General features: G+C 40.3%; 20 protein-coding genes. 18 read left to right on the forward strand and 2 right to left on the reverse strand.

Annotated elements, in window-relative coordinates; all coding sequences use genetic code 11:
- Positions 1-6: 6 nt before the first annotated feature.
- On the reverse strand, positions 7-2,196 hold the full coding sequence (locus NTX86_03470) for a bi-domain-containing oxidoreductase (GenBank protein MCX5922362.1): 2,190 nt from the start codon (positions 2,194-2,196) through the stop codon (positions 7-9).
- A 170-nt stretch (positions 2,197-2,366) separates the two neighbouring features.
- On the opposite strand from NTX86_03470, the gene NTX86_03475 reads away from it, so the two are divergent.
- From NTX86_03475 to NTX86_03505, 7 genes are all read left to right on the forward strand, one after another.
- The gene (locus NTX86_03475; GenBank protein MCX5922363.1) at positions 2,367-3,482 is read left to right on the forward strand and encodes a glycosyltransferase; all 1,116 of its coding nucleotides are present in this window, start codon (positions 2,367-2,369) and stop codon (positions 3,480-3,482) included.
- On the forward strand, positions 3,473-4,495 hold the full coding sequence (locus NTX86_03480) for a glycosyltransferase (protein ID MCX5922364.1): 1,023 nt from the start codon (positions 3,473-3,475) through the stop codon (positions 4,493-4,495). The genes NTX86_03475 and NTX86_03480 overlap by 10 nt, the downstream gene beginning before the upstream one ends.
- A 349-nt stretch (positions 4,496-4,844) precedes the next feature.
- Positions 4,845-6,572 (forward strand): hypothetical protein, encoded by a 1,728-nt coding sequence (locus NTX86_03485; protein ID MCX5922365.1) that lies wholly within the window; start codon positions 4,845-4,847, stop codon positions 6,570-6,572.
- 18 nt (positions 6,573-6,590) lie between these two features.
- Positions 6,591-7,520 carry a glycosyltransferase gene (locus NTX86_03490; GenBank protein MCX5922366.1) on the forward strand — a complete coding sequence of 310 codons (930 nt, stop codon included), beginning with the start codon at positions 6,591-6,593 and terminating at the stop codon, positions 7,518-7,520.
- A complete protein-coding gene (locus NTX86_03495) occupies positions 7,480-8,811 on the forward strand; it encodes an oligosaccharide flippase family protein (GenBank protein MCX5922367.1) in 1,332 nt (443 codons plus the stop codon). Before NTX86_03490 ends, NTX86_03495 begins: the two co-directional genes overlap by 41 nt.
- Positions 8,812-8,982: 171 nt before the next feature.
- Positions 8,983-9,681 carry a DnaJ domain-containing protein gene (locus NTX86_03500; GenBank protein MCX5922368.1) on the forward strand — a complete coding sequence of 233 codons (699 nt, stop codon included), beginning with the start codon at positions 8,983-8,985 and terminating at the stop codon, positions 9,679-9,681.
- A 182-nt stretch (positions 9,682-9,863) separates the two neighbouring features.
- The gene (locus NTX86_03505) at positions 9,864-11,321 is read left to right on the forward strand and encodes a hypothetical protein (GenBank protein ID MCX5922369.1); all 1,458 of its coding nucleotides are present in this window, start codon (positions 9,864-9,866) and stop codon (positions 11,319-11,321) included.
- Positions 11,322-11,412: 91 nt separating this feature from the next.
- On the opposite strand, the gene NTX86_03510 is transcribed toward NTX86_03505, so the two are convergent.
- Positions 11,413-13,296, reverse strand: a complete 1,884-nt coding sequence (locus tag NTX86_03510; protein ID MCX5922370.1) for a hypothetical protein — start codon at positions 13,294-13,296, stop codon at positions 11,413-11,415.
- A 486-nt stretch (positions 13,297-13,782) separates the two neighbouring features.
- Between NTX86_03510 and NTX86_03515 the strand changes: the two genes are divergently transcribed.
- The 11 genes from NTX86_03515 to NTX86_03565 all read left to right on the forward strand — a co-directional run bounded on the left by NTX86_03515 (position 13,783) and on the right by NTX86_03565 (position 22,617).
- On the forward strand, positions 13,783-14,292 hold the full coding sequence (locus NTX86_03515) for an HIT domain-containing protein (protein MCX5922371.1): 510 nt from the start codon (positions 13,783-13,785) through the stop codon (positions 14,290-14,292).
- A gap of 11 nt (positions 14,293-14,303) precedes the next feature.
- Positions 14,304-15,101, forward strand: coding sequence for a hypothetical protein (locus NTX86_03520; protein MCX5922372.1), 798 nt, complete (start codon positions 14,304-14,306; stop codon positions 15,099-15,101).
- A gap of 104 nt (positions 15,102-15,205) precedes the next feature.
- A complete protein-coding gene (locus NTX86_03525; protein ID MCX5922373.1) occupies positions 15,206-15,517 on the forward strand; it encodes a hypothetical protein in 312 nt (103 codons plus the stop codon).
- Positions 15,518-15,568: 51 nt separating this feature from the next.
- Entirely contained in the window at positions 15,569-16,069 is a 501-nt protein-coding gene (locus tag NTX86_03530) for a hypothetical protein (GenBank protein MCX5922374.1), read from the forward strand.
- Positions 16,070-16,229: 160 nt separating this feature from the next.
- On the forward strand, positions 16,230-16,709 hold the full coding sequence (locus tag NTX86_03535; GenBank protein MCX5922375.1) for a hypothetical protein: 480 nt from the start codon (positions 16,230-16,232) through the stop codon (positions 16,707-16,709).
- 38 nt (positions 16,710-16,747) lie between these two features.
- Positions 16,748-17,608: a hypothetical protein gene (locus NTX86_03540; protein ID MCX5922376.1), complete on the forward strand. Its 861-nt coding sequence runs from the start codon at positions 16,748-16,750 to the stop codon at positions 17,606-17,608.
- Between the two features lie 36 nt (positions 17,609-17,644).
- Positions 17,645-18,136, forward strand: coding sequence for a hypothetical protein (locus NTX86_03545; protein ID MCX5922377.1), 492 nt, complete (start codon positions 17,645-17,647; stop codon positions 18,134-18,136).
- 31 nt (positions 18,137-18,167) lie between these two features.
- Positions 18,168-18,671, forward strand: a complete 504-nt coding sequence (locus NTX86_03550) for a hypothetical protein (protein MCX5922378.1) — start codon at positions 18,168-18,170, stop codon at positions 18,669-18,671.
- 2 nt (positions 18,672-18,673) lie between these two features.
- Complete coding sequence (alaS, locus tag NTX86_03555) at positions 18,674-21,280, forward strand: alanine--tRNA ligase (protein ID MCX5922379.1); 2,607 nt, start codon at positions 18,674-18,676, stop codon at positions 21,278-21,280.
- Between the two features lie 15 nt (positions 21,281-21,295).
- Positions 21,296-21,805 (forward strand): hypothetical protein, encoded by a 510-nt coding sequence (locus NTX86_03560; GenBank protein MCX5922380.1) that lies wholly within the window; start codon positions 21,296-21,298, stop codon positions 21,803-21,805.
- The gene (locus NTX86_03565; protein MCX5922381.1) at positions 21,775-22,617 is read left to right on the forward strand and encodes a hypothetical protein; all 843 of its coding nucleotides are present in this window, start codon (positions 21,775-21,777) and stop codon (positions 22,615-22,617) included. The genes NTX86_03560 and NTX86_03565 overlap by 31 nt, the downstream gene beginning before the upstream one ends.
- The last annotated feature ends 1 nt before the right edge of the window (position 22,618 follow it).

Consider the following 22,618-nt stretch of genomic DNA (forward strand, 5'->3'; position numbering starts at 1 on the left):
CTTTTTTTATACGATGAGTTCCTTCATGCCACCGCCCTGACAGGCTAGTGTATCAATTGCCAAGGTCAACTCAGCAACGGTATTTAAACGTTGCAAGCTGATAGGCGATTTGAATACCGGCTTCTTAATATTTGCAAAAAATTCATGCAACAATGCTTCGTGCCCCGTGTCAGGAAACGCTGTTGTTGCATGAAAAGTACTCGGAAATCCAAAACCATGCAACTGTGTATAGTCATCCATGACAATAGTCTTGGAATCAAAAAAGAGCTCCATGCGCTCCTTGCCAAGCTGGCTATGGCCAAGCGCTGTATACAACAACGAACAAATTGAACCATCTTCAAAACTAATTTGTGCAGAAAAATTATCGGTAGGAAAAAGATCATCATTTGAACTGTGCAATGCCTCAACAGAAACCGCTAATGGTTTTGAATCAGTCAAGAAACAGAAAAGATCGAGAATGTGGCATGCTTCACCAATAATTCTGCCAGCACCGCTGTCCGTTTGAATCCAATGCTCTTTAGGAATAAAGCCCGCATTCATGCGATAGTGAATAACCATCGGAGCATGGCGCCCTACAACTGCCTGCTTAACTTTTTGCATGTAGGGAGAAAATGAACGATTATAATCAACACAAAAAGGCATTTCAGGATGCAGTGTTAAAAAGTCATTTAATTTAGAAAACTGTTCGAGGTTGGTCACCATCGGTTTTTCCATAAACACCGCTTTGCCATTTTGCAATGCATGTATGGCCTGCTCATAATGAAATTTATGCGGCGATGCGATGACCACCACATCAACCAAATCATCTTTGAATAAATCTTGATCATTCACCAATGCGTGTGCTGCACCATACAATTTAGTAACACTCAATGCATTGGTAACATCCGCATCAACAATAGCACTAATTTTTACGCCATTTATTTTAGCAAGAGCTGGTATTAATTTAATTTTTGCAAAAGAGCCAGCACCAACAATACCAACACGCATGGTATCTTTTCGAGCGGGAATAAAGCGCACTGACTGCGGCTCAAAAAATTCTAAGGCTTTCACCGCAGGCTCGACAGTAAAGTCACGCACCGTAGCTTCACTTTTTTTGCCATAGCGCACAATAATACCGAGCGATTTGTGTTTTTGAATATGCTCGTAGGCTTCCACAATATCTTCTAAATCAGTTTCTTGCGACACCAGCGTATCAATCTTTATTTTACCTGATTCGATGAGCTGTATGAACGCTTGCATATTTCTATTTTCAGTCCAACGAACGTAGGCATACGGATAATCGTGACCTTTTTTTTCGTATGAAGCATCATAACTTCCTGGCCCATACGAACACGAGATTAAGAAATCAATTTCTTTTTTATAGAATGGCTCGCGAGCAATATGTAAACCAACATCACCAACAAGCACTACTTTGCCCTTTTTACGCGTGATTTCCATGGCTTGTTGCATAATGGTATCACTCTCAGATGCGGCAGTAATAATCGTTGTATCAACACCATAGTGATGCGTTAAAAAATTAATATCAGCAGTAAGTTGTTCGTCATCAGCAGCGTATACATAATCGGCACCACATTCTTTTGCTGACGCCAACCGCTCAGGAATAAGATCAATACCAATCACCGTGCAGCCGGATAATTTTGCAAGCTGGACAGTAAGGTGACCTAGAAGGCCTAAACCTACTACACATACTACTTCACCTAGTTGAACCTGTGCGCGCCTGATGCCTTGCAATGCAATCGCACCCATGGTGGTTAAACTTGCTGATTTTAAATATTCTTGCGCGGATACTTTGGCCACTAAATTTTCTGGCACACAAATAATATCAGCATGGTTGGCAAGACCTTCACCAGCACAGGCAACTAAATCACCTGAAAAAAACTTGGTTACTTTGCTGCCTACTGCAATAACGCGACCAGAACATGAATAACCAATAACTTTAGTTTGACCGACCAACGTACTTTTTATTAACGCCTTGGTGCCATCAAAACCATGACTCACGACTGATTCGATAACTTTTTTAATTTTATAGGGGACATTAGTCAGCATGCTGTCTTGAGCATTTTTGATGGTAGCAATTTCGGTGCCTGAGCTAATACATGAATAATGCACCGAAACGAGTACGGAATGATCGTCGAGCAACGGTTGGCTCACTTCTTTGACAACAACAATCCCTTTTTCTACAAATACTTGTCTCATACGCTTCCTCTTGAGTCAACTGCTTTACTATATCTTCGAGGTAGTCTAACCCGACCTTGGCAAAATAGTAACCATTTTTTTTGATGTATTATTGGTTTTTTCTGGACAAGAATAACAGCAGCAGTTATGGTCATGTAGCAAAAAAATGTTGAATAAAAGAAAGCGCCTCGATGACAAAAATACAATTATTGCATGTTACATCGAGCCTAAAAGTTGGCGGCGCAGAAACACTACTCTGCGATTTAATCAACACTATGGATGGCCAAAAATTTGAACACCATGTTATTTATTTTCATGATGGACCTCATAGCGATTGTCTGAAAAAGGCAGGTGTGCCGACGTATCATATTAAAGGCGCTATCGCGCTGTACGACCCAATTTTCTTCAAACGTCTTTACACTACGATAAAAAAAATTAACCCCGATTGTATGCATACACAACTGTGGGCTGCCAACAACACCGGCAGAGTTATTGCCCGCATGCTGAATATTCCTATCGTTTGCGCATTGCACAATAAAGTCAGTCAAGATGGTTTTTTACGTAACAGTATTGACCGTTGCACAACCCGTTTTGCTGATGCTTTTATTGCTATCTCACCAAACGTTGCAACATCACTTACCACGCGCAGCACGTGGATTTCTCCTGCGCGTATAACCATCATCCCTAATGGCGTTGACGGTGCATTACTCCACACCAAAGCTGCGCATGAAAACGTTGAACGTGCATCACTTGGCCTAACACCGGAACATTTTGTCATCGGCTCTGTAGGCCGATTTGTCCCAATAAAACAGTACGACATCATGCTTAAAGCATTTGCACTCGTACATCAACAAGCGCCTCATGCACGATTAATGCTCGTGGGCCTAGGACCATTAGAACAACAATTACGCCAACAAGCACAAGAACTTGGCATCAGCGCTCAAGTTATTTTTATTATCGATCAACCAGCCTATCGTTATTATCCGTTGTTTGATTGTTTTTCACTCGCCTACAATCAAGAAGGCATTTCTGTTGCACTGCTCGAAGCCATGAGTTTTAATCTTCCCTGTGTTATTGCGGATGTTGATCCAACGCATATGGTTCTCAAGCATGAATTTAACGGCCTTTTGATTCCCACAGCAACGCCACAGGCACTTGCACAAAACTACCTACGTCTTATCCAAGATCCTGGACTATCACAACAACTCGGCATACACGCACGAGACACGGTAGAAAACAACTTTAGTTTCAAAAAAATGTTACATGCCTATGAAGCTCTATTCCAGGAGACCGTACAATGTCATTAAACCCCATCAAAAGAACATTGTTTTCCATCAAACGATTTTTTGTACCCTACCATGACGATGAACCCTCCAACACCGCCAATCCTTACGCTATAAGCTTTGACAAATCAATGGGCAAAGGATCTTACTACTACGAAAAATGCATGAAGGCGACAAAAGGTGTATACACTATCGCATCATCACCAGAATCAGCCAGTTCATTAATGGCATTTTTTCGATCGCTCTATGAGCGTAATAATCTCACCACTATCACGCCGAGTTCCACATTAAAAATTCCTACTATTACTCATCAAATATGGGTAGGCAATGTATTTCCTAAAAAGTTTCACGCATGGCGCAACAGCTGGCTACACCACCATCCAACATGGACACATATTTTCTGGACCGACAATCCAATCAACTACGGTCTGGGAACCCTAGTAGAAGATATTGCTACGCTAAAAACTAGCCTCTCTCAAGGTACCTATGCAGGACAATCTATTGTTGTTGATATCAAGCATCTCGACTTGTACAATCAAAAATATTATGACACAACAATAAACCTTGGCGAAAAAACAGACATCCTCAGATATGAAATCGTGTATATGTTAGGCGGCGTTTATCTTGATATCGATTTTGAATGTTTTAAACCACTCGACCTACTGCACTACTGTTATGATTTTTACACTGGCATTCAACCACTGGACGAAACACTAGCCCTGGGCGCTGCACTCTTTGCAGGACCTCCTGATCATCCCATACTAAAAAAATGCGTAGAAACTATACCTACTAACCAACAGCACAAAAATATTATTGAACGCACCGGCCCGGTACATTTTACGCGAGCATTTCGCGCCGTGGCTGCCGATTGTCCCGGCACAACTATTGCGTTTCCAGCACGGTACTTTTATCCGGTTGGCTTACGCTATGGTGCACCTGACCCCAAAAATATTCTTTCCTTACTTAAGCCAGAATCATTTGCTGTGCATCACTGGGCAGGTAGCTGGGTGAATATTAAGTGGTTTTTTAAAAAATAACGTATTTTTTTTAGTTTGCTTATTTTGGACATCTGACTTAAAATCGTCCGTGCAATCTGCACGCATTTTAAATAATTTTGCTTAAATGGTTTGTAAAAGTGAACAGACCCTCCGCCGTCTTCCCTGACCGCGTCCGCCATAGCTCGAAGAGCGACGGCTGGAAGGTAGTGAGTGAAACGAGCGAACTTGAAGGGTCTTTGAAGACAACAATAGTAACTGGATTAAAAGCAAGTAGCTTGTTAGAATACAAACCCTTCAAGTTCGTCCTCATAAATTCGGACTGCCCTCAGGGACGACGGCGAGGAGAAAAGTTTAAGATATAAAAGAGGCTCAACTATAAGGAGATGCTATGTGTTATAATTATATAAAAAAAATCTTACTCGGTATTCTCTTTACACAATGTTCAGTTACGTTTCCTTTAACATTAAACCGCATGATTGTCGCAACAGACGCAAATCCACGGTATCTTGAATTTTGGCCTATCGTTGCCAAAACCTGCAAGCAGGTCTTGGGCATGCAACCTACTTTAGCTTTGATAGCTGACAAAAGCGTGGTGGTAGATGAATCCTTAGGTGATGTAATACGCTTTGAACCACTTCCTGGTATTTCAACGGCCTTTCAAGCACAAGTCATACGCTTATTATTACCAGCTTATTTTGAAGAAGAAGTTTCAATGCTGTGGGACATTGATGCATTCCCGCTCACTAAAGATTATTTTTTCGATTCAATAGTCGATATTCCTGAAGACAAGTTTGTCATCTATCGCGATAAGGCTTATCCATGGGAAACATTGCGCTATCATTTATGGCCTGTTGCGGCAAAAGGGAAAGTGTTTAAAGAAGTATTCAACATGCAAAGCGTTGCAGACATTCCTCGTATTATTAAAGAATGGGCTCAGCTCGATTATGGTTGGAGTAGCGATGAACGTATTTTGTATAATTACGCCAATGAATTTGAAAAGAATACTAACAGACTAGTGAAGCTTGGCCACGCAATAGAACGCCGCATCTATCGAGAAAACTTTATGCTCTACGATGTTAACCTACTAAAAAAAGGTTACTATATCGATTGCCACAGCTTAAGACCTTATAGCACGTATAAAAAAGAGATCGATACGTTACTGAATCACATTGGCGTTGATGTAAGCGACCAAACCACGAACCACTACACCACACTACTCAAAATCCTTACCATCGTTCTGATGTATGCATTATTTTTTGGTGCTCTCTGGATCCTCTTTTTTTACTATCCTCCCGTACTACAAGAATCGATGAAATACGCCCTCCCGCTTTGCTTTTTATACGGCATCAATGCCCTCAACAAAGGTTATCTATTAAAAGCATCCCTCAACCACCACACATCGTTATTCAGTAAAATTCTTATGCTTGTGGATACCAATTGGTTTGGCATGGTGATTGTCGCATTATTCCTAGGCCTTATTTTTACCGTATTCAACACTATAGTTCTGGCTAATACAAAAGTAAGCAATAGTCTCTCGTTTATTTTTGGCAGCATGATTGGCTTATTAGCAAGCGATGCATACCGTATATTACAAAAAAAATTACCGTGCATGAGCTCAGTATGGGCGGACTTTGATGCTCCAGGAACCTATCTGCCATGGCTTAACGCTATCACTGCCAACATCATGAGCTACATTGCTCTGACTTGCATGATTATGTTGTTATGCAGCATTATCCATTATGCGTCGTATTATTGGCGTACAACGCCACGGGGTATTATTGTATTGTTAGCGGGCACTGGCAGTATTGTAATGTATATAACAACCATTATCTATGTACCTTTTTGGATACTTTCCAGCATTGCGATTACTCTAACAATTATTGTCGCAAGCGTATTTATAAAAGAATTCACGTATAACACAATACCATGCATCTCGGCTCTGTTTATGATCAGCCAGGGAATTGCCCATATCTGTAGTATTGCAAATCCTATTGCTATTAGAGGAAACATACTCGCCATGATGATCATTGCTTGCATAGCATTCATCATGTGGGCAAAACGATTGCTCATTCAAAAAAATAATAAATCTATTATGGTATCAATAGAATTTTTTTAGAGATTACAAGGAGAGTACATGAAACCTGTAACAAGCAGTGTGATTATTTGTACACGCAACAGACTACCCGATATGCTTATCTGTCTAGAATCGCTGCGCACACAAACAGTTGCTCCTACGGAACTTATTGTAGTCGATAGCAGCACCGTGCCACTAGATAAAGAACAATCATTTAATGTTATTTTTACTCCCGCAAATTTTCCAAACAGCAGATTAGTCTACCAACACACAAAACCTGGCTTACCCTATCAGCGTAACGTTGGCACGTCGCTCGCCAAACAACAGGTTGTATACTTTTTTGATGACGACGTTATTTTGCAACCAGACTATCTAGAACATATGAATAACACTTTTACCAAATATCCTCATTATGCCGGCGGCATGGGTGACGTCACCAACATTTCATCAAAAAAAATAGTGTACAATTGGGTCAAGGCTCTTTTTGGTTTACAACGAGACTATGCTTCGGGAAAATTTAATGCATCAGGATTGCCAACCCATCCGTATGGCATGAAGCATTTTATGGATGTGGAAGTTCTAGGTGGCTGCTGCATGGCATACCGCAGGGCAGCATTTGCATTAGAATCATTTGACGAAAATCTTGGCGGCTACGCGTTTATGGAAGATTGCGATTTTTCTCGTCGCGTTTCCTACCGAGCACCGCTTTTTTATAATCCGTTAGCTAAAATGCAACATATGGTCAGCCCCTTGGCACGTGACCGTGTTGTTGATACACGAGCAATGTATATCAAAAATTATCATTATCTTTTTTATAAAAATTTTTATCCTCGAAATCGATTAAAACTTTTAGCATTCTATTGGAGCATTATAGGATTATTTGTAGAAGCAATAGCACTACGCAATATGAACTATATCAAAGGGTACCTAAAAGGGTTAAGAGAATGCCATGCTAACAATAGACAAAGAACGCCAAAAACAATCGTTTAAACAAAAAATAACTGCCACGCTTGCACAATTTTTGCCCATTATTGTTATCAAAAACTTTTTAATTTATTCTGCAGGCTCAATTATTTTGCGCAGCATTTCCATGGTGATGACACCTTTTACGCTGGCAATGTTGAGCCCTAGCGATTATGGATTTTTATCCATGATGACCAGCTTTAATAATATTCTGGTAATCTTTAGTGGCTTTGGCTTACGGCAAGTTTTTTATTTAGAATTTTTCCATTGCGATAGTTCACAGCGTCACACCATGGTCAACACCATTATCGTTATCTATCTCATGCTTGCCATCCCGCTTTTTTGTTTATTGCTTTATAATGCCCCACTCATCAACACATATTGCTTTATGGGCAATGCAAACACAACACTGATCTCCATTATGTTACTCTATTGCTTTATGTATTTTTTTGCAGAACTTTTTTATCAAGTTCTCCAATATCAAACCAAAGCCCTACATCTGACCACCCTGCAAACAATTGTCGCGTTACTCACCATTACCGCCAATCTTACGTTTCTCTACGTTCTTGGTTGGGGTGTGTACGGCATGATGATCGGCTATACGTTGGGCATAGCCACTGCCTGCTTGGTTGGACTACATGCTTATCTACACAAAAAAAGCTTCAAGTTTTTTAATATCGCTCGCAGCCTTAAACAAGGTTCTTACTACCTCAAACTTGGATTACCATTCATTCCCAGCGTACTTTTTGGCTGGGTTTTGGCTTCGGGCGACCGCTGGGTTTTGGCACGCTATGGCACCATGCACGATGTTGGCATTTATTCACTTGCCGATATGTTTGGATCACTCTACCAAGTTTTTATTTTATATCCCATGAGCGGATCCTACCTACCCTACTTATTTCAGAAATTTGCAGAAAACAAACACGATGTAGCGCACATTGAACAGTGGAACAAAAAAGTTATGTACATCAGCATGGTTGTAGCGCTTGTGCTCATTTCCATTGGATTTTTTATCTGCAGACCTATTATCTATTGGCTCCTGCCCATGAAATATCACGAAGCCATCAACTACATTTGGTTCATTCTTGTTGGGCATGTTTTTTTAATGGGATCGTATTTTGCTTCAGCACTCATACAATTTCACAAAAAGACGACGTATCTTGTCTTTGCCTTATGTGTACCTGCAGTACTTAACATTGTCCTTAATATTTTATTAATCCCGTATTTTGCTATTTACGGCTGCGTTGTGGCAACCGTCATCGCCTATATTTGCTATTTTTTGCTCACCTTATGGTATAACGCCAAACTCAATTCATAAAAAAAGCCTTTGATCCCGCACTTTATTACTTTGAATTATTTTAAAAATAAATCTATTGATTTTCAAATAGAAAATATTATATGCTAGAACTAAGCCTAAAATCTTGTAGTCGAGTTACATGGTAACTCCAAGGTTCACAGCACGCCAATGATAAAAAATAGAGGGAAAAATATGTATAAGAATATTAAACAAATGAGCTTGGTGTTTATTCTTGCATTAGTAGGTTTCAGTAACAATGCTGTAGCAAGCCAAGGCAAACCGGCCAAATCAGTTGCCGCAATCATAACAGACATCGAAAAAAGCCTACAAAGATATGCGGACAGCTATAAAAATCCTTTGACTCGCAGCCAATTCCAAGACCTTTTTTACAGCGAACCAAATGGCCTCATACAACAATTTAACATTTTTATTGATACAATAGCCGATAGCTCACAGTCATTTAACGTTGTTAATAGAATGCAAGAATTATTATACCAAACAAGAGATGCCTTAGAAAATCACATAAAACAGCAATCACAAAAAGAACAGGGCGCATTGAATAAGAAAAACGGATGGGCCGATTCTATTCGAAAAGCAATTCTTAAAATCGATGAAAAAATATTTGGTAAATTAGACCTTTCAGCACTAGGCAATGCCCAACCTGCAAAAAAAGAAGCTGAAGAAATAAATCCGTATGCTTTATTAGGTGTTTCTAAAAAAGCTACTCCGTACCAAATATTAGGCGTGAATCCAAATGCTAGCAAATCAGAAATACGATCAGCGTATCGAAAGCTAGCGTTGCAATGGCATCCAGATAAAAATCCTGATGATGCAGATGGTGCTACAGCAGTATTTCAAATACTCGAAGATGCTTACAGTAAATTAAAATAAAACCCGCAAACAATGTTTACCATGGGGAGTTATTATTAACTCCCCATTATTCATACAGGCCCACGCATTCATTTCCAACAATTTCTTCTTCTTTTACAATTTTGGTTGCGCATCCATAAAAAATATGGTGCATTAGTCTACACGCTCCGTGTAGACCAAAAATCAATCAAAGGAAATCGAAAATGTTATCCCTCACCGCAAAGCCAACCGCTAAAAATCTCTCATATCTTTTTATAGTCGCTCTCATATTAAGAGCCGCGACCTTCTTTTTTTATGTTCAACATGAAGAACGTTACAAGCAAGCCGATAGCATGGATTATCATAATTCAGCTCTAGCCGTAGGCTTGGGTAAGGGAATGACCAATCTCAACAACAAACAACCAATATTTTGGCGCACGCCAGGTTATCCACTATTCTTGAGCAATTTTTATAAACAATGTGGCATACGCCATGGTGGATTTACTGAAAATATGCCCGCACAAAAAGCTGCGATCTGGGTTCAACTCATTCTCTGCTCAGTCATCCCTATTATTGTTTTTTTTCTTGCGCTCTCGTTGACCAGTATACTCAGTATTGCTTGGATAACTGCATGGATTTCTGTTATCCATCTTGGCCTTATATTGTCGAGCACCTTTCTGCTCACCGAAGGCATCACGCTCATATTTTTCTATTTATTTTTATTATTTTTTTATAAAAGCTTTACCTGTTATGGTCAAACATTAATATCTGACCATCGGTGGAAACTCCATATAATTCTCGCTGCGGTCATGCTGGCTATTGCAACCTGGATACGCCCCATGGGAATATTTGTCAGCATGGTAGCCATGCTCTTACTTGCTATTATCGCTCATGATAGTTGGTGGACTAAGACAAAAAAAATTACCTTATTTATGCTCATCTTTTTTGGCCTGCTTTCCCCATGGTATATACGTAACTATCAATTGACCGGAAAACCATTTTTCTGCCCTATGTTTGGTATCTATCTCAATGCTTTTGTTGCACCAAAAATTTTGCGCGAACTCCACAACATCCCACTGGAGAAAACTTGGAATTACATGCAACAAGTTGCTAATAAACAGGCGATACAAGAACTTGCCAAGGCACAAGCAAAAGGCAAAATATTATGTCCTGATACTGCTGCTGGATGCGTTGCTTGGCCTATTGTACTTGACCATCCCTGGATTACTTTTAAAGTGTGGATGCCCGAAGTGCTCAAATCGACGCTCGATCTTTATTCAAGCCAACTCGTCTCATTTGCCAACAACTCATTCACGTGGGATCCACTTGAAGAATTTCTAAGCGAGAAAGTTGCACTCTGCCTCTATAAACAAAAAATGCCACTGTGGATGCGCCTGATCTGCTGGACTGAATTTTTATTTTCCATAGCCCTATGGATTTCGCTCTTCATGGGCATCTGGTTATTCCTCGTTAAATCACTATGGCTCCGTTTTAATGTTTCTGATGACATCAAAACGCAAGCCGCTCTATGGTTCAAACTCCTTTTTATGATTGGAGCTGTGATGTTTATGACTGGTGGATTTGGCTATGCACGACTCCGACTTCCGGTTGAGCCATTGATGATTATATTAGCACTCAGTTTCTGGCACTATCATGTTATACATGTTCGGACCAAAAACTAACATCCTATCAAAAAAATTTGGGAAGGAGAGAGCCACGTGCCCCCCTTCCCAATTATCTAACAATTACATTGCTTATTATTACAGCAATCTATCAAGCATGAACATACGCTGTTACAAGCGCAAAAGCATTACCAACACCGCCTACAGCAAGAAAGCCATTAGGTCCTGTATTACCAAGGTTTGATGCTGACATATTTGCATCCAACAAAGCCTGTCCATTAGCAACTGTAGGAAAATTAATAAATTGCTGCAAAGCGTTAACCAACTGAACCACGCCACCGGCATTAAAGAAAATGGCATTGCCAGGATTTTGCGCTACCGGAATAGCTCCTTGCGCTGCAGATACTGCCGCACTTTGGGCTGGCGACATTGGCGTCGGCTGAGGTCCTACATATGCTATGAGTGGAGTCAAAACGTTAACACCACCTACAGCGAGAAAACCTCCAGGACCCGTGTTGCCAAGGTTTGATGCTGACATATTTGCATCCAACAAAGCCTGTCCGTTAGCAACTGTAGGAGAATTAATAAATTGCTGCAAAGCGTTAACCAACTGAACCACGCCACCGGCATTAAAGAAAATGGCATTGCCAGGATTTTGCGCTACCGGAATAGCTCCTTGCGCTGCAGATACTGCCGCACTTTGAGCTGGGGTTAATGATGGTTGTGTTGGCACTGGTTGTGGTGGCGTCGGTTGAGCAGCCTGAAGAGCCGCAATAATACCATCTTGTAATTCTCTGATGGTTCTTTTACTATCCTCAAACCCAATATCGTAGAAATCAAGGTTAAGTAAATTAGGCAATTTTTGGATAATATTCTTACACTGCCCGATATGCGCTTGTTGTGATGCGTACGTATTAGCCTGTTGAGCTAAGGCTTGGCTACCAGCTATCCCAGAAGTTATATAATGATTGAGTTCAAATAAGGTGTTGTCATCGTTGATATTACTATAACTAAGCTTTCTATACCATGCTGCATTTGGGTTAACAGCAACCAAGCTACAACTATCATTATTGAGTTCATCTATGCTTGAAAAACTATACGCACCTGAATATACAAAATCATCAGCAAATAAAAGCCCTGGATATCCAGCAAGATTATGCAATGCGGCTTGGTCGGTAAACAAAACGAGTCTCTTGTTGCTATTGATCATGTCTTGTATCGTTGGCCACGGCTGTTGTGTGCTTTGTGCAAGCGCATACTGCATGATGCCTGTTTGATCAAGTGCTTGGAGGAATGTTTGTTGCATCTGAGTGAGATCAAATATGTTTAAGAATAACGTAATGACGGCATCACGATTGTCATCCAAATATTTTTTTATGGTAGCCAACGCATAGGTAAGTGGTTGATTAGTTAAATCGAAAGTCCACTGTTTACTTTTTATTTGATCTATGACGGGACTTAAAACAACTCTCAAATCACTTGGTATACTATTATTAATCGCGTTATTAATTTCGCTGTCTTGCAAAATATGAGCCGCCCATGGAACACAGACTCCACCAAATGCTACAGGATGAACCGGTACTTTAAATACCCTGAGGCCATCGTGAAGTTGTTCTGCTAAACTATTATTTTGATCAGCAACAAGATTGCTATAGGCGAGTGTGCTGCCGTTAAAAGGATTTTGTACTCCAAATGCTTTTTTTGTTGTTGATGTTGCGTTGTGAACCTTGATGTGTGCCACTTGGTTATACCGCAAACCAAGTGCGCGCGAATCGCTGGCCATTGGTGTGGTAGGCACTGCCATATTCCGATCTATTACAAGCACACCATCTACAAATTTCATAAGGCCTTCTAGCGTGGGGACAAGCGTAACACCAACGATTGCATTGCCAACCGAAACAGCCACATGTTCAAGATCACTAGCAACGGTGACTACCGTATTATAGATGGTATTAACTATATCACTAAAAAAACTTGCTTGTACTTGCCCGCACATCAAGATGCAAGCGGCTAATACATAATATTTGACCTTCATAAAAAATCTCCTTTTAAATAAGTGTTTTAAGATAAACCCCTAAAGAATGCACGTGACTGTAGGCAGATATTTTATGCCTGCACTTTAGTTTTACCTTGAGTCACATTGATATTGCAACAATATATAATTTTAACGTGAGTTCGGTCTAAGAAATGTATAAAAGAATGATATGATATCCCGCTCACCCTGAGTGTTTCGAGCGATTTTTAGCGAGAAATGTAACGAATGGGTAGTGGGAAAATTGGCTCTCGATTGTTAATTTTTTTAGGTCCGACCCTTCGATACACCGCTCTACGAGCGGCACTCAGGGCGAGCGGACCTAAGTTTCTATTGTCATTAGACGAAATTTTTAAGGGGTCTTACGTCGAACTCACGTAATTTTATAGATTAAATTTGCAAATAAGACCCCTTTTGACACTACTCACAAACCCCTTTATTCTATTAATATAATTTTCCAAGAAAAAATCGATACCATAAGGGTTTTTTATGAATAAGCTTTATGCGCCATGGCGTGCTGATTACACTGTAGAAGTCGACGGCAAGGATCATAAAACACCAAAAAATACTTGTGTCTTCTGTCAGAACTTCAGTGAAAGCTGGGATGAGCACCATTTCATTCTTAGACGCTTTGAGCATGTTACCGTAATGCTTAACCTATACCCTTATAACGCAGGTCATTTGCTCATATTGCCGTTAGATCATAAAGCAGACCTTAATACGCTTTCACGTGACGCACGTATCGAGCTCATGGAAGTCACCAACCACAGCATTGAGATTGTTAAAAAAACCTTACACTGCCACGGTGTTAATGTTGGCCTTAATTTAGGAAAAGCAGCCGGAGCTGGCATACCAAGCCATCTACATATGCATGTTTTACCACGTTTCAATGGGGATACTAACTTTTTGCCGACCTTGGCACAGACTAAAGTTGTATCATTTGATTTGCGAGCCTTATTTGAAAAACTAAAACCAGAGTTTAACATTATAACATTGTAAAGGAATACATCATGACTACCAAAACAACACTAGTACTCGGCACCCTTATGGCATGCACACCACATGCAATCTTTTCGATGAAAGATTTAACAAGTAGTTCTCCTCAACCAAGCTCGTCCGCATCAGCTTCACTTGCCTCACCAAAACCAACTTCCGTTACTACAGAAACTTTGGCAGCACTCTTAATACAAACGCCTCCACCATTACCATCTCCATCAGCTTCTTCAGCTGCTGCTAGTTCATCATCATCTTCTTCATCTTCTTCTTCTTTTTCAGCTCCATCTAGCTCATTAAGTTCATCTTCCTCTGCTGCTTGCGCAGCAGCCGCTCCAACTGGCACTGGCGTCACCTCTGTCACACCAACAACCCCAGGCTTTTTTGGAAAAATCGGACAAGGTTTATACGCTGGCGGTGCAAGTCTAGTTAATTTATTTTCTAGGACCACAACAAACGCCGTGAGTAGTTTGTCTGGTGCCGCAACTTCTGGCGTTATTGACAAGGGAGAAAAGGCCGCAAAAAACGTAGTTGACCACACCGGAAAACACATTAATAACACTATCAGAACATTAACTGGCGCTATCATATTAACCACTGCAACGACTGCCTGCAGTTGCTATGCATGCAATATACAAGCTACCTGCATTCCTTGCATAGTTGGCTGCTCCCTCCTTATCGCTCCAGAAGAAACTGCTAAATGCGGCAAAAGATCGATTAAATATATATCAAATGCTCTACGAGGTAGAGAAAAGGGATGGGAAGTAATTCCTTCCGCTGTCAGTATGTCAAAATCTGAAGAGAAAAAAGACTAAATAATAGGCCTTATAAGGTATTCAATACTTATTGAATACCTTGACCAGCTTAATCATTTTTTACTACAGTAAATATGACCGAAACCATAAAAACAAGGACTATCATGACCTTTAAAAAAATATTCTTAGCGGTACTTTTTTTGCTCTCAATGAATAATCCATCAACCGCTAAGGGCGATTTGCAAAAAACCTTAGCAATGATTTCAATATATGGTGGAGCAACAACAACGTTCATAGTAGGACTGAATGAAGAAAGAGAAAGCAATAAAATAATTACCTATGCACTCGACCCTAACACAAGAGAACTAGCGGAAAAAAAAGGACAAGAATTAAAAACGCATGGACGCTTGCTTATGGCAATCGGCGCAGCCGTAATCATTTTGGCAGAAGTTGCAGCTTTCGCTGCAAAAAAGTAACGCATACATAACCCACAATTTCAAAATAATTACGCCACACAAAGGAAAACCATGCTTTCAAAAAAAATGACTACACTTTTCATAATTACTCTTTGCATACCAACCATTACTAGGCCTATGCTTAACAGTCTTTTTGGCGCAAAAGAAGAAAAACAAGCTCTCATTACTATCGGATTTGACAAAGAAACGTCACAAACCGTAAACAAGTTAAGCGGCAATATTTCAGAACTCAACGGCAACATTGCCGCACTGAGAGTCGAAATACCTGCAGTTGCAGCGTTCTTGGTAGAAAATTGTGAAAAATATACTGTTACCTGTGTTGCAGCAAGTGGGCTCATACTTTCAACCACAGGTTGCGCTTTTTCTGGCTGTACACCAGCAACAATAGGATGCTCAGCATTCAACGCAGCACTACTTTTACATCCAAAAGAAACACGCTCCTGCATTAACGAAACTCTTTCATTAGCACGAGCAATTATTCGTAAAAAAGCTGCAGCCGTTCCATCGGCTCCTGCAATGTCACGTGCTGCCGAAGAAAAAAAAGGCGATTAAATTCATTTTTCTATGACATTTTCAGGGCAACCATACTTATCGTATGGTTGCCCTATTTTTTTGTCCTTCATACCCTTGCAATACAAAATGAATAAGAGTAGATTCGCTTGTAGAACTTCCCGCGCTATATGAGAGAAGACCTAAAAAAATAGGAGTGCGTATGATGCATGCCATCGCTAAAACTCTTGTATCTCTAGCACTCTGCACGCTCAGCACATGGAGCACTCAAGCTTCACAACCACCAATGAAAAATTCTTCAGATTATAAAGGTCATGCACGTCACATCAGTATGGAAATCAAAATTTCCCATGATTCAATGAAAGAATTTGTGAGAAAATTTCACCACAGTCCTATCGATGAAAAACCCGCCGATGTTGTTATAGAAATTCCAACTGAACGAAACGAATATCCCCAGCCTATCCATGTCAATTTAATATTACCCCCAAACATAGCTCAGCGCATCACTGGTGCAGGCATTTTTTTAATAGCCACACATTCCTGTCTAGAAGAAGGACCTTCACTAGAAAATAGCACACGATGTATTACCGGATGTGCCAACATGGCACCAGAAATGACCAGCTCTCTCTTTAAGTACTTGTTGGCGAAATGTTTTTGTTGTAGTAAAATTAAAAGACAATGAAAAAGCCTTTCTACAAACAACAATCAGGAGGTTGCAAGATGTCCCGCTTCTCAAAAATATCGTTGGCAACAGTAGTCATAATTACACTGATTGTTAATGATATGAAAACAATGGACGGTGTAATAATTGATTATACGCCTAAAAGCCGACAGGAAGAACTTCAAACTGTCGCCGACGCAAGAGAAAGAGAAACTCTGTTTAAACAGGAACTTGCGCAACAAATAAAAACCGACAGCCAAGCCCAAAAAAAACAATTGTCAGATGACCACAGATCTCTTTCAGAAGTTATTTTGCGTAAAAATGACGAATTTAACCGTAAAGCAGAGAAACTAATCTCCCAACGATTAGAAGAAATGCAAAAAAAAACAGACGTAACTCTTGAAATTATAGAAAAAAAAAGTGAAGCACATATACAACAATTACTGAATAACCATAAAGCTCTTTCAGAAAGATTGTCTCATCAAGGTGATGCTTGTGAAAAAACATTAGAGACCTTAATCGTCAGACGTTTACAGCTAATACAAGATACGACCAATCAAATACTACAAAAGCATGATACCAAAAGAGAACGTCTTGAAAGCGACTATAAAGATGCATCAGCTCATTTGGCCATCCAAAGTAAAAATGCTCATCTTATGCTACAAACAATGAATGCCGAACGGTTGCAAGAAATGCAAGAATTAATAAATAAAGGCCTGGAATCCCATAAAACTTTCCAAGACAATCTCTTAATTTCTCTGCAAACACTCAACGATAAACACAAGGCAATAGACATGTTAACACAACAAGTAACATCTATGGCTCAAGAAATAACAGACCTAAAGAAGGCATCGTCATGCTCTCTGTTCAAGCAGTTATTGGCGAAATGCTTTTGTTGTGGTAAAAATAAAGAACAATAATTCAGTTACAACAACAATAAAAATTCAGGGAAAAGCATGTTGCGCGCTCATAAAAAAATATTCCTCGTTTCATTGATTATCACAACACTAAGCATTCATTCACTACAAGCAATGCAACAAAATTCACAAAATAGTACGAACAGCGCTACCAATAGTGCCTTAGAAAAAAGATTATGTGCTATCGAAAACCAATTAACTGATTTAAATCTAGCTGCCGTAAATGGTTTAAAAGCACTTGTAATCGTTCATAAAAAAACACAACACCAAAATGAAGCTTTAACCAAAGAAATAGAAGCCATGAAGCTCGAACAACAAGGTCTTCATTATGATACGACATGTGCGCATTTAGGATTTGGTACAGCTCTGTATGCCATTGGACAAAACGCACCATGCTGCTTTGTTATGGCTACAGGATTGCAATGCACCGGAAGCCTTTTGCGATGGCGCGCGACTCATAATGCCGTAGAAATTCGTAGAGCAATACCTACTGTGCCTGCTATGGATCGTAACGAAGAACATAAAGATTAATTAAAACCACTCATTATCAGAGAAAAAAAACATGCTACATAGTTACAGAACAGTTCTGCTCGCTCTTCCCTTATTCATGCACCTGACAACAGTCGATGCATCAGAAACTCCTGCATTAAAAGGGCAAGGAAATTTTGCTGCTTTCAGCTTCAAACCAACCCCATGTGGTAATTTTTCCAGCTTTAGTTTTAAATCAACCCCACCAACACCTCCTGTCCTTGAAAGCCTTGGGCAAGGGGGAGGCATGACAAAAATACAAAATACCTCTGCCACAAAGTATAATGATCCACTTGGTTGCCTATGCGCTGGTACCTATGGGGCAACTTCAGCCATAATCTGCAGTTGCTGTGGTCTCAACAACCCCTGCACACCTTTTGCTCTGATAGCATGCAGCATGCTCCTTGCAGAATCAAAAGCCAACCTGCGTAACGGCACCTGTAAAAAAATGATACCTAACACCTGCTACTTTCTTTTATTTGAAGAAGTTATTGATAGTCTTGCAGTACCAAACAATCCAACCATGAAGCGTGATTAACTATGAAATCAATTGAAATTCGTCAAAAATTTTTCGACTTTTTTATCCAACGAAACCACGAAAAAGTAGCCAGCTCCTCACTCATTCCTGCGCACAATCCAACATTACTTTTTACTAATGCAGGCATGAATCAATTTACTGATGTGTTTCTTGGGCTTGAAAAACGAAGCTACACCCGCGCTACTTCCATTCAAAAATGTGTGCGCGCTGGCGGCAAACATAACGATTTGGAAAACGTTGGCTTTACCAAACGCCACCTTACCTTTTTTGAAATGATGGGCAACTTCTCATTCGGCGATTACTTTAAAAAAGATGCTATTCCTTTTGCGTGGGATTTTTTAACCAAAGAAATGAATTTACCAGAAGAAAAACTCCATATCACCGTGTATAAAACCGATGACGAAGCGTACGACATTTGGCACAAAACTATTGGCATTCCAACAGAAAGAATGCATCGCCTTGGTGAAAAAGAAAACTTCTGGCAAATGGGTGACACTGGCCCTTGCGGTCCATGCACCGAAATTCATTTAGACCGTGGCCAAGATCCAAGCTGCCCAGATCCAAAAAACTGTGGCCCCGCATGTGATTGCGATAGGTTTTTGGAAATTTGGAACTTAGTGTTCATGCAATTTGACCGACAACCAGATGGCACCGACAAACCGCTTAAACAAACGGGTGTTGACACCGGCATGGGCCTGGAACGTTTATGTACCTTAGTACAAAATAAAGATTCTGTTTTTGAGACTGATCTTTTTGCCAACACTATGGCAAAAATAGAAGAAATGAGTAGCAAAAAATATGCCGAGCAACCACCACACCTCAAAGGTGCATTTAATGTGCTTGCTGACCATAGTAGATCAGCCACTATGCTGATTGCCGATGGCTGCGCTCCTTCAAATGATGGTCGCGGCTATGTATTGCGTAAAATCATTCGCCGTGCTGCATTATTTGCTCAAAAATTAACGGTAAATGAATCGCTGTTTCCTGAATTATCCAAAGTGGTTGTCCAAGACATGGGCGCAATCTACCCTGATCTTAAAAATCAACAAGAACTCGTCTACAAAGTTTTAGATAGCGAAGTTAAAAAATTTGCTACCAACCTTGTACGCGGCCAAGGGATTTTAGAAAAATACTTTAAAGAAAACAATGTCGAAAAAATAATCAACGGACAACAAACCTTTAAATTATACGACACCTTTGGGTTCCCCGTAGAATTGATTAAGGTTATTGCTCAAGAACGTGGTTTTATCGTCGACACCGTGGGCTTTGAAACCGAAATGGCAAAACAACAAGAGCAATCAAACAAAGGTGCTACCGAGCAACTCCATGTTGACCTTGATGAATCAATTACTACCGAATTCACTGGTTACAAAGAACTACAAACAACCTCAGAAATTATTGCCTTAGTCCAGGACGGAAAAGTAGTTCACGCAGTACTTGCTGGGACCACCTGCTATGTCATCGCCAAAAAATCGCCCTTCTTTATTGTTGGCGGCGGTCAAGTGCCTGACCAAGGCTGGCTGGAAATCGAGGGAGTACGAGTACCACTAACCGAAGTTCGCTACATTAACACTGCTATTGCAGCAAAAATTGTCGCGCAACACAACATGCACATCGGCGACGCCGTAACTTCAATCGTCAATGAACCATTGCGCGTTGCTGCCATGAAAAACCACACTGCAACCCACATGCTGCAATCAGCACTTATTGAACTTTTTGGCAACCAAATCAAGCAAGCTGGTTCGTTAGTACATCCTGATTATCTACGTTTTGATTTTTCATATCACGATAACTTAAGCGCTGAAGATATTCACAACGTCGAAGAGTTAGTGAATAAAAAAATCAGAGAAAATATTCTCCTTAACGTGCAGTACATGACTCTTAAAGAAGCACAAGCTCGTGGCGCGCTCGCATTCTTTGGCGATAAATATAAACCAGAAAACGTTCGTATGGTTGAAATTCCAAACTTTTCAACCGAACTGTGTGGCGGCACCCATGTGCATGCAACAGGCGACATTGGCACCTTTAAAATCACTGAAGTAACCTCGCCTGCCGCTGGCCAACGAAGAATTTTTGCTGTCACTGGACACAAGGCCATCGAACTGTTTCAAGAAACATTTGATATCACCAAAAAGCTCTGCCAAGAGTTTAAGATTAAACGTGAAGAGATTGTTGATACCGTAGAAAAACAGGCTTCTTTTATTAAAACACTGCAATCAGAAATCAAACAATTCAAAAAACAAGCATGGAAATCTCAACTCCCAATCTGGCTTGAAGCAGTGACAAAGATTGGTAATATTCCGTACTTATTTTTAACACTTAAAGATTTTGCTGCGGAAGATTTACGCGACGTAGCAAGCCATCTCGGCAACAAAAAACCAGGCTTTTATTTTTTAATCAGTACTATTGACGACCGTATCACCTTCTTGTGTACACTGTCATCTGAGTTTGCAAGCATGGTAAATTTAAAAGATTTTGCCACATGGTTAAAAGATAACCACCAATTGCGAGGCGGAGGCAATACCAATTCGTTGCAAGGCGGCGGTGTCAAATTTGATAGCAATTTAGAAACAGCTATTTCTGAATGGTTATCACATAATCAGAAATAATTAAAAAGGATTTTCATGACTAGAACACATACCAACAAAAGAACATTTTTCGCAACTATCGCCGTCACCATCATACTCAATACTTATGCATTGCAAGCAATGGAAGATCAGACAGCACAACTTTTAGATAATCATGATAATATAGATTCTGAGATTTTAATTGTCTGTGCAAATCAAACCAAAAAAGATCATGCCTATCATCTTGCGATCTGCAATAAGCTTGCCGCACTACAAAATAGCGTACAGACAAATGTCAGTGACATACAGAGCAGCTATCAACTCAGTTGCATCTTGGCAATGAGTGGTACTACATTAACAGGATATAGCATCTTGGCATGCACTCCCGTATTATATAACCCATGCATAGGAGTACTAACAGCCGTTGCCGGTTGCTGTGCATGTACAGGAGCAATAAAATGCTACTGCAATGGCCGAAGGGCAGCCAAACAACTTATTACTGATAGCACTGATGAACCAACGCTAGGAATTTTATCATGGTATACACCTATAAAAAAATATTCTTAGCCACCCTCACAACAATCTTTCTTAGTCCCTATATACTCAAAGCCATGGATGAACCATTCTTAGATTCATCATCAATCACTTTATCAGATGATGAGAATGAATCTGAAAATATAGGGCACAGCCTATTACCAGAGCAAGAGATGAACGTAATAAGACCCGGAGCTGGCGCTGCCGCTACAGCACATCAATCATCAAACAATACTTTACGCACTATACATAACAACTCATACATACCACCTCAGCTACGTGTAGAGGAAAAACATACAGAAAATAGCCTACAAGCCATGACGCATGCTCACCCTATAGAGCCTCAGCAACATTTAGGTGAAGCTCATGCTGATTACATGCTGAATGCTCCATTTTCTGATGTATCATCGGCACCAAGCACCGATCATCCAATAATAAATTATGTGCACGGAGTCTTGCAAAATACCTCAGCAAGACATGAACGCGCCATGCAAATGGAGCGAATTTTAACGCGTCAACATATCGATATTTCAAACACAATACTTGAAGCCAGAATAAAAGAAGTAAATGAAGCTGTCATAGAACTACAACGCAGACGAAGAAAAGCGGGTACTGCAGCTTGCATTGCCTCGCTAGGTGCACAGATGGTAACAGGCGGCTTTAGTTTAGCAATAACTCAGGCAGCACCATGGTGCGCCTGCAATGTAATCTGCCCCATAAGTGCAGGGGTTCCCTTAGCAATTGGTGCAAGTGCATGCTACTATATTCAGCAAAAAAAAATGGATACTATCATACAAAAATTAGCTACACCAACAGCGACACCAGATAGACTTTCTATGCAATAAT

Source organism: Candidatus Dependentiae bacterium, assembly GCA_026389015.1.
Lineage (GTDB): Bacteria > Babelota > Babeliae > Babelales > Vermiphilaceae > JAPLIR01.

Coding starts and splice junctions, on each gene's coding strand:
- NTX86_03475 (MCX5922363.1), top strand. CDS start 2,367: ATGACAAAAATACAATTATTGCATGTTACATCGAGCCTAAAAGTTGGC.
- NTX86_03520 (MCX5922372.1), top strand. CDS start 14,304: ATGACTACCAAAACAACACTAGTACTCGGCACCCTTATGGCATGCACA.
- NTX86_03500 (MCX5922368.1), top strand. CDS start 8,983: ATGTATAAGAATATTAAACAAATGAGCTTGGTGTTTATTCTTGCATTA.
- NTX86_03540 (MCX5922376.1), top strand. CDS start 16,748: ATGTCCCGCTTCTCAAAAATATCGTTGGCAACAGTAGTCATAATTACA.
- NTX86_03485 (MCX5922365.1), top strand. CDS start 4,845: ATGTGTTATAATTATATAAAAAAAATCTTACTCGGTATTCTCTTTACA.
- NTX86_03550 (MCX5922378.1), top strand. CDS start 18,168: ATGCTACATAGTTACAGAACAGTTCTGCTCGCTCTTCCCTTATTCATG.
- NTX86_03480 (MCX5922364.1), top strand. CDS start 3,473: ATGTCATTAAACCCCATCAAAAGAACATTGTTTTCCATCAAACGATTT.
- NTX86_03535 (MCX5922375.1), top strand. CDS start 16,230: ATGATGCATGCCATCGCTAAAACTCTTGTATCTCTAGCACTCTGCACG.
- NTX86_03525 (MCX5922373.1), top strand. CDS start 15,206: ATGACCTTTAAAAAAATATTCTTAGCGGTACTTTTTTTGCTCTCAATG.
- NTX86_03565 (MCX5922381.1), top strand. CDS start 21,775: ATGGTATACACCTATAAAAAAATATTCTTAGCCACCCTCACAACAATC.
- NTX86_03495 (MCX5922367.1), top strand. CDS start 7,480: ATGCTAACAATAGACAAAGAACGCCAAAAACAATCGTTTAAACAAAAA.
- NTX86_03490 (MCX5922366.1), top strand. CDS start 6,591: ATGAAACCTGTAACAAGCAGTGTGATTATTTGTACACGCAACAGACTA.
- NTX86_03545 (MCX5922377.1), top strand. CDS start 17,645: ATGTTGCGCGCTCATAAAAAAATATTCCTCGTTTCATTGATTATCACA.
- NTX86_03510 (MCX5922370.1), bottom strand. CDS start 13,296: ATGAAGGTCAAATATTATGTATTAGCCGCTTGCATCTTGATGTGCGGG.
- NTX86_03505 (MCX5922369.1), top strand. CDS start 9,864: ATGTTATCCCTCACCGCAAAGCCAACCGCTAAAAATCTCTCATATCTT.
- NTX86_03470 (MCX5922362.1), bottom strand. CDS start 2,196: ATGAGACAAGTATTTGTAGAAAAAGGGATTGTTGTTGTCAAAGAAGTG.
- NTX86_03560 (MCX5922380.1), top strand. CDS start 21,296: ATGACTAGAACACATACCAACAAAAGAACATTTTTCGCAACTATCGCC.
- alaS (MCX5922379.1), top strand. CDS start 18,674: ATGAAATCAATTGAAATTCGTCAAAAATTTTTCGACTTTTTTATCCAA.
- NTX86_03530 (MCX5922374.1), top strand. CDS start 15,569: ATGCTTTCAAAAAAAATGACTACACTTTTCATAATTACTCTTTGCATA.
- NTX86_03515 (MCX5922371.1), top strand. CDS start 13,783: ATGAATAAGCTTTATGCGCCATGGCGTGCTGATTACACTGTAGAAGTC.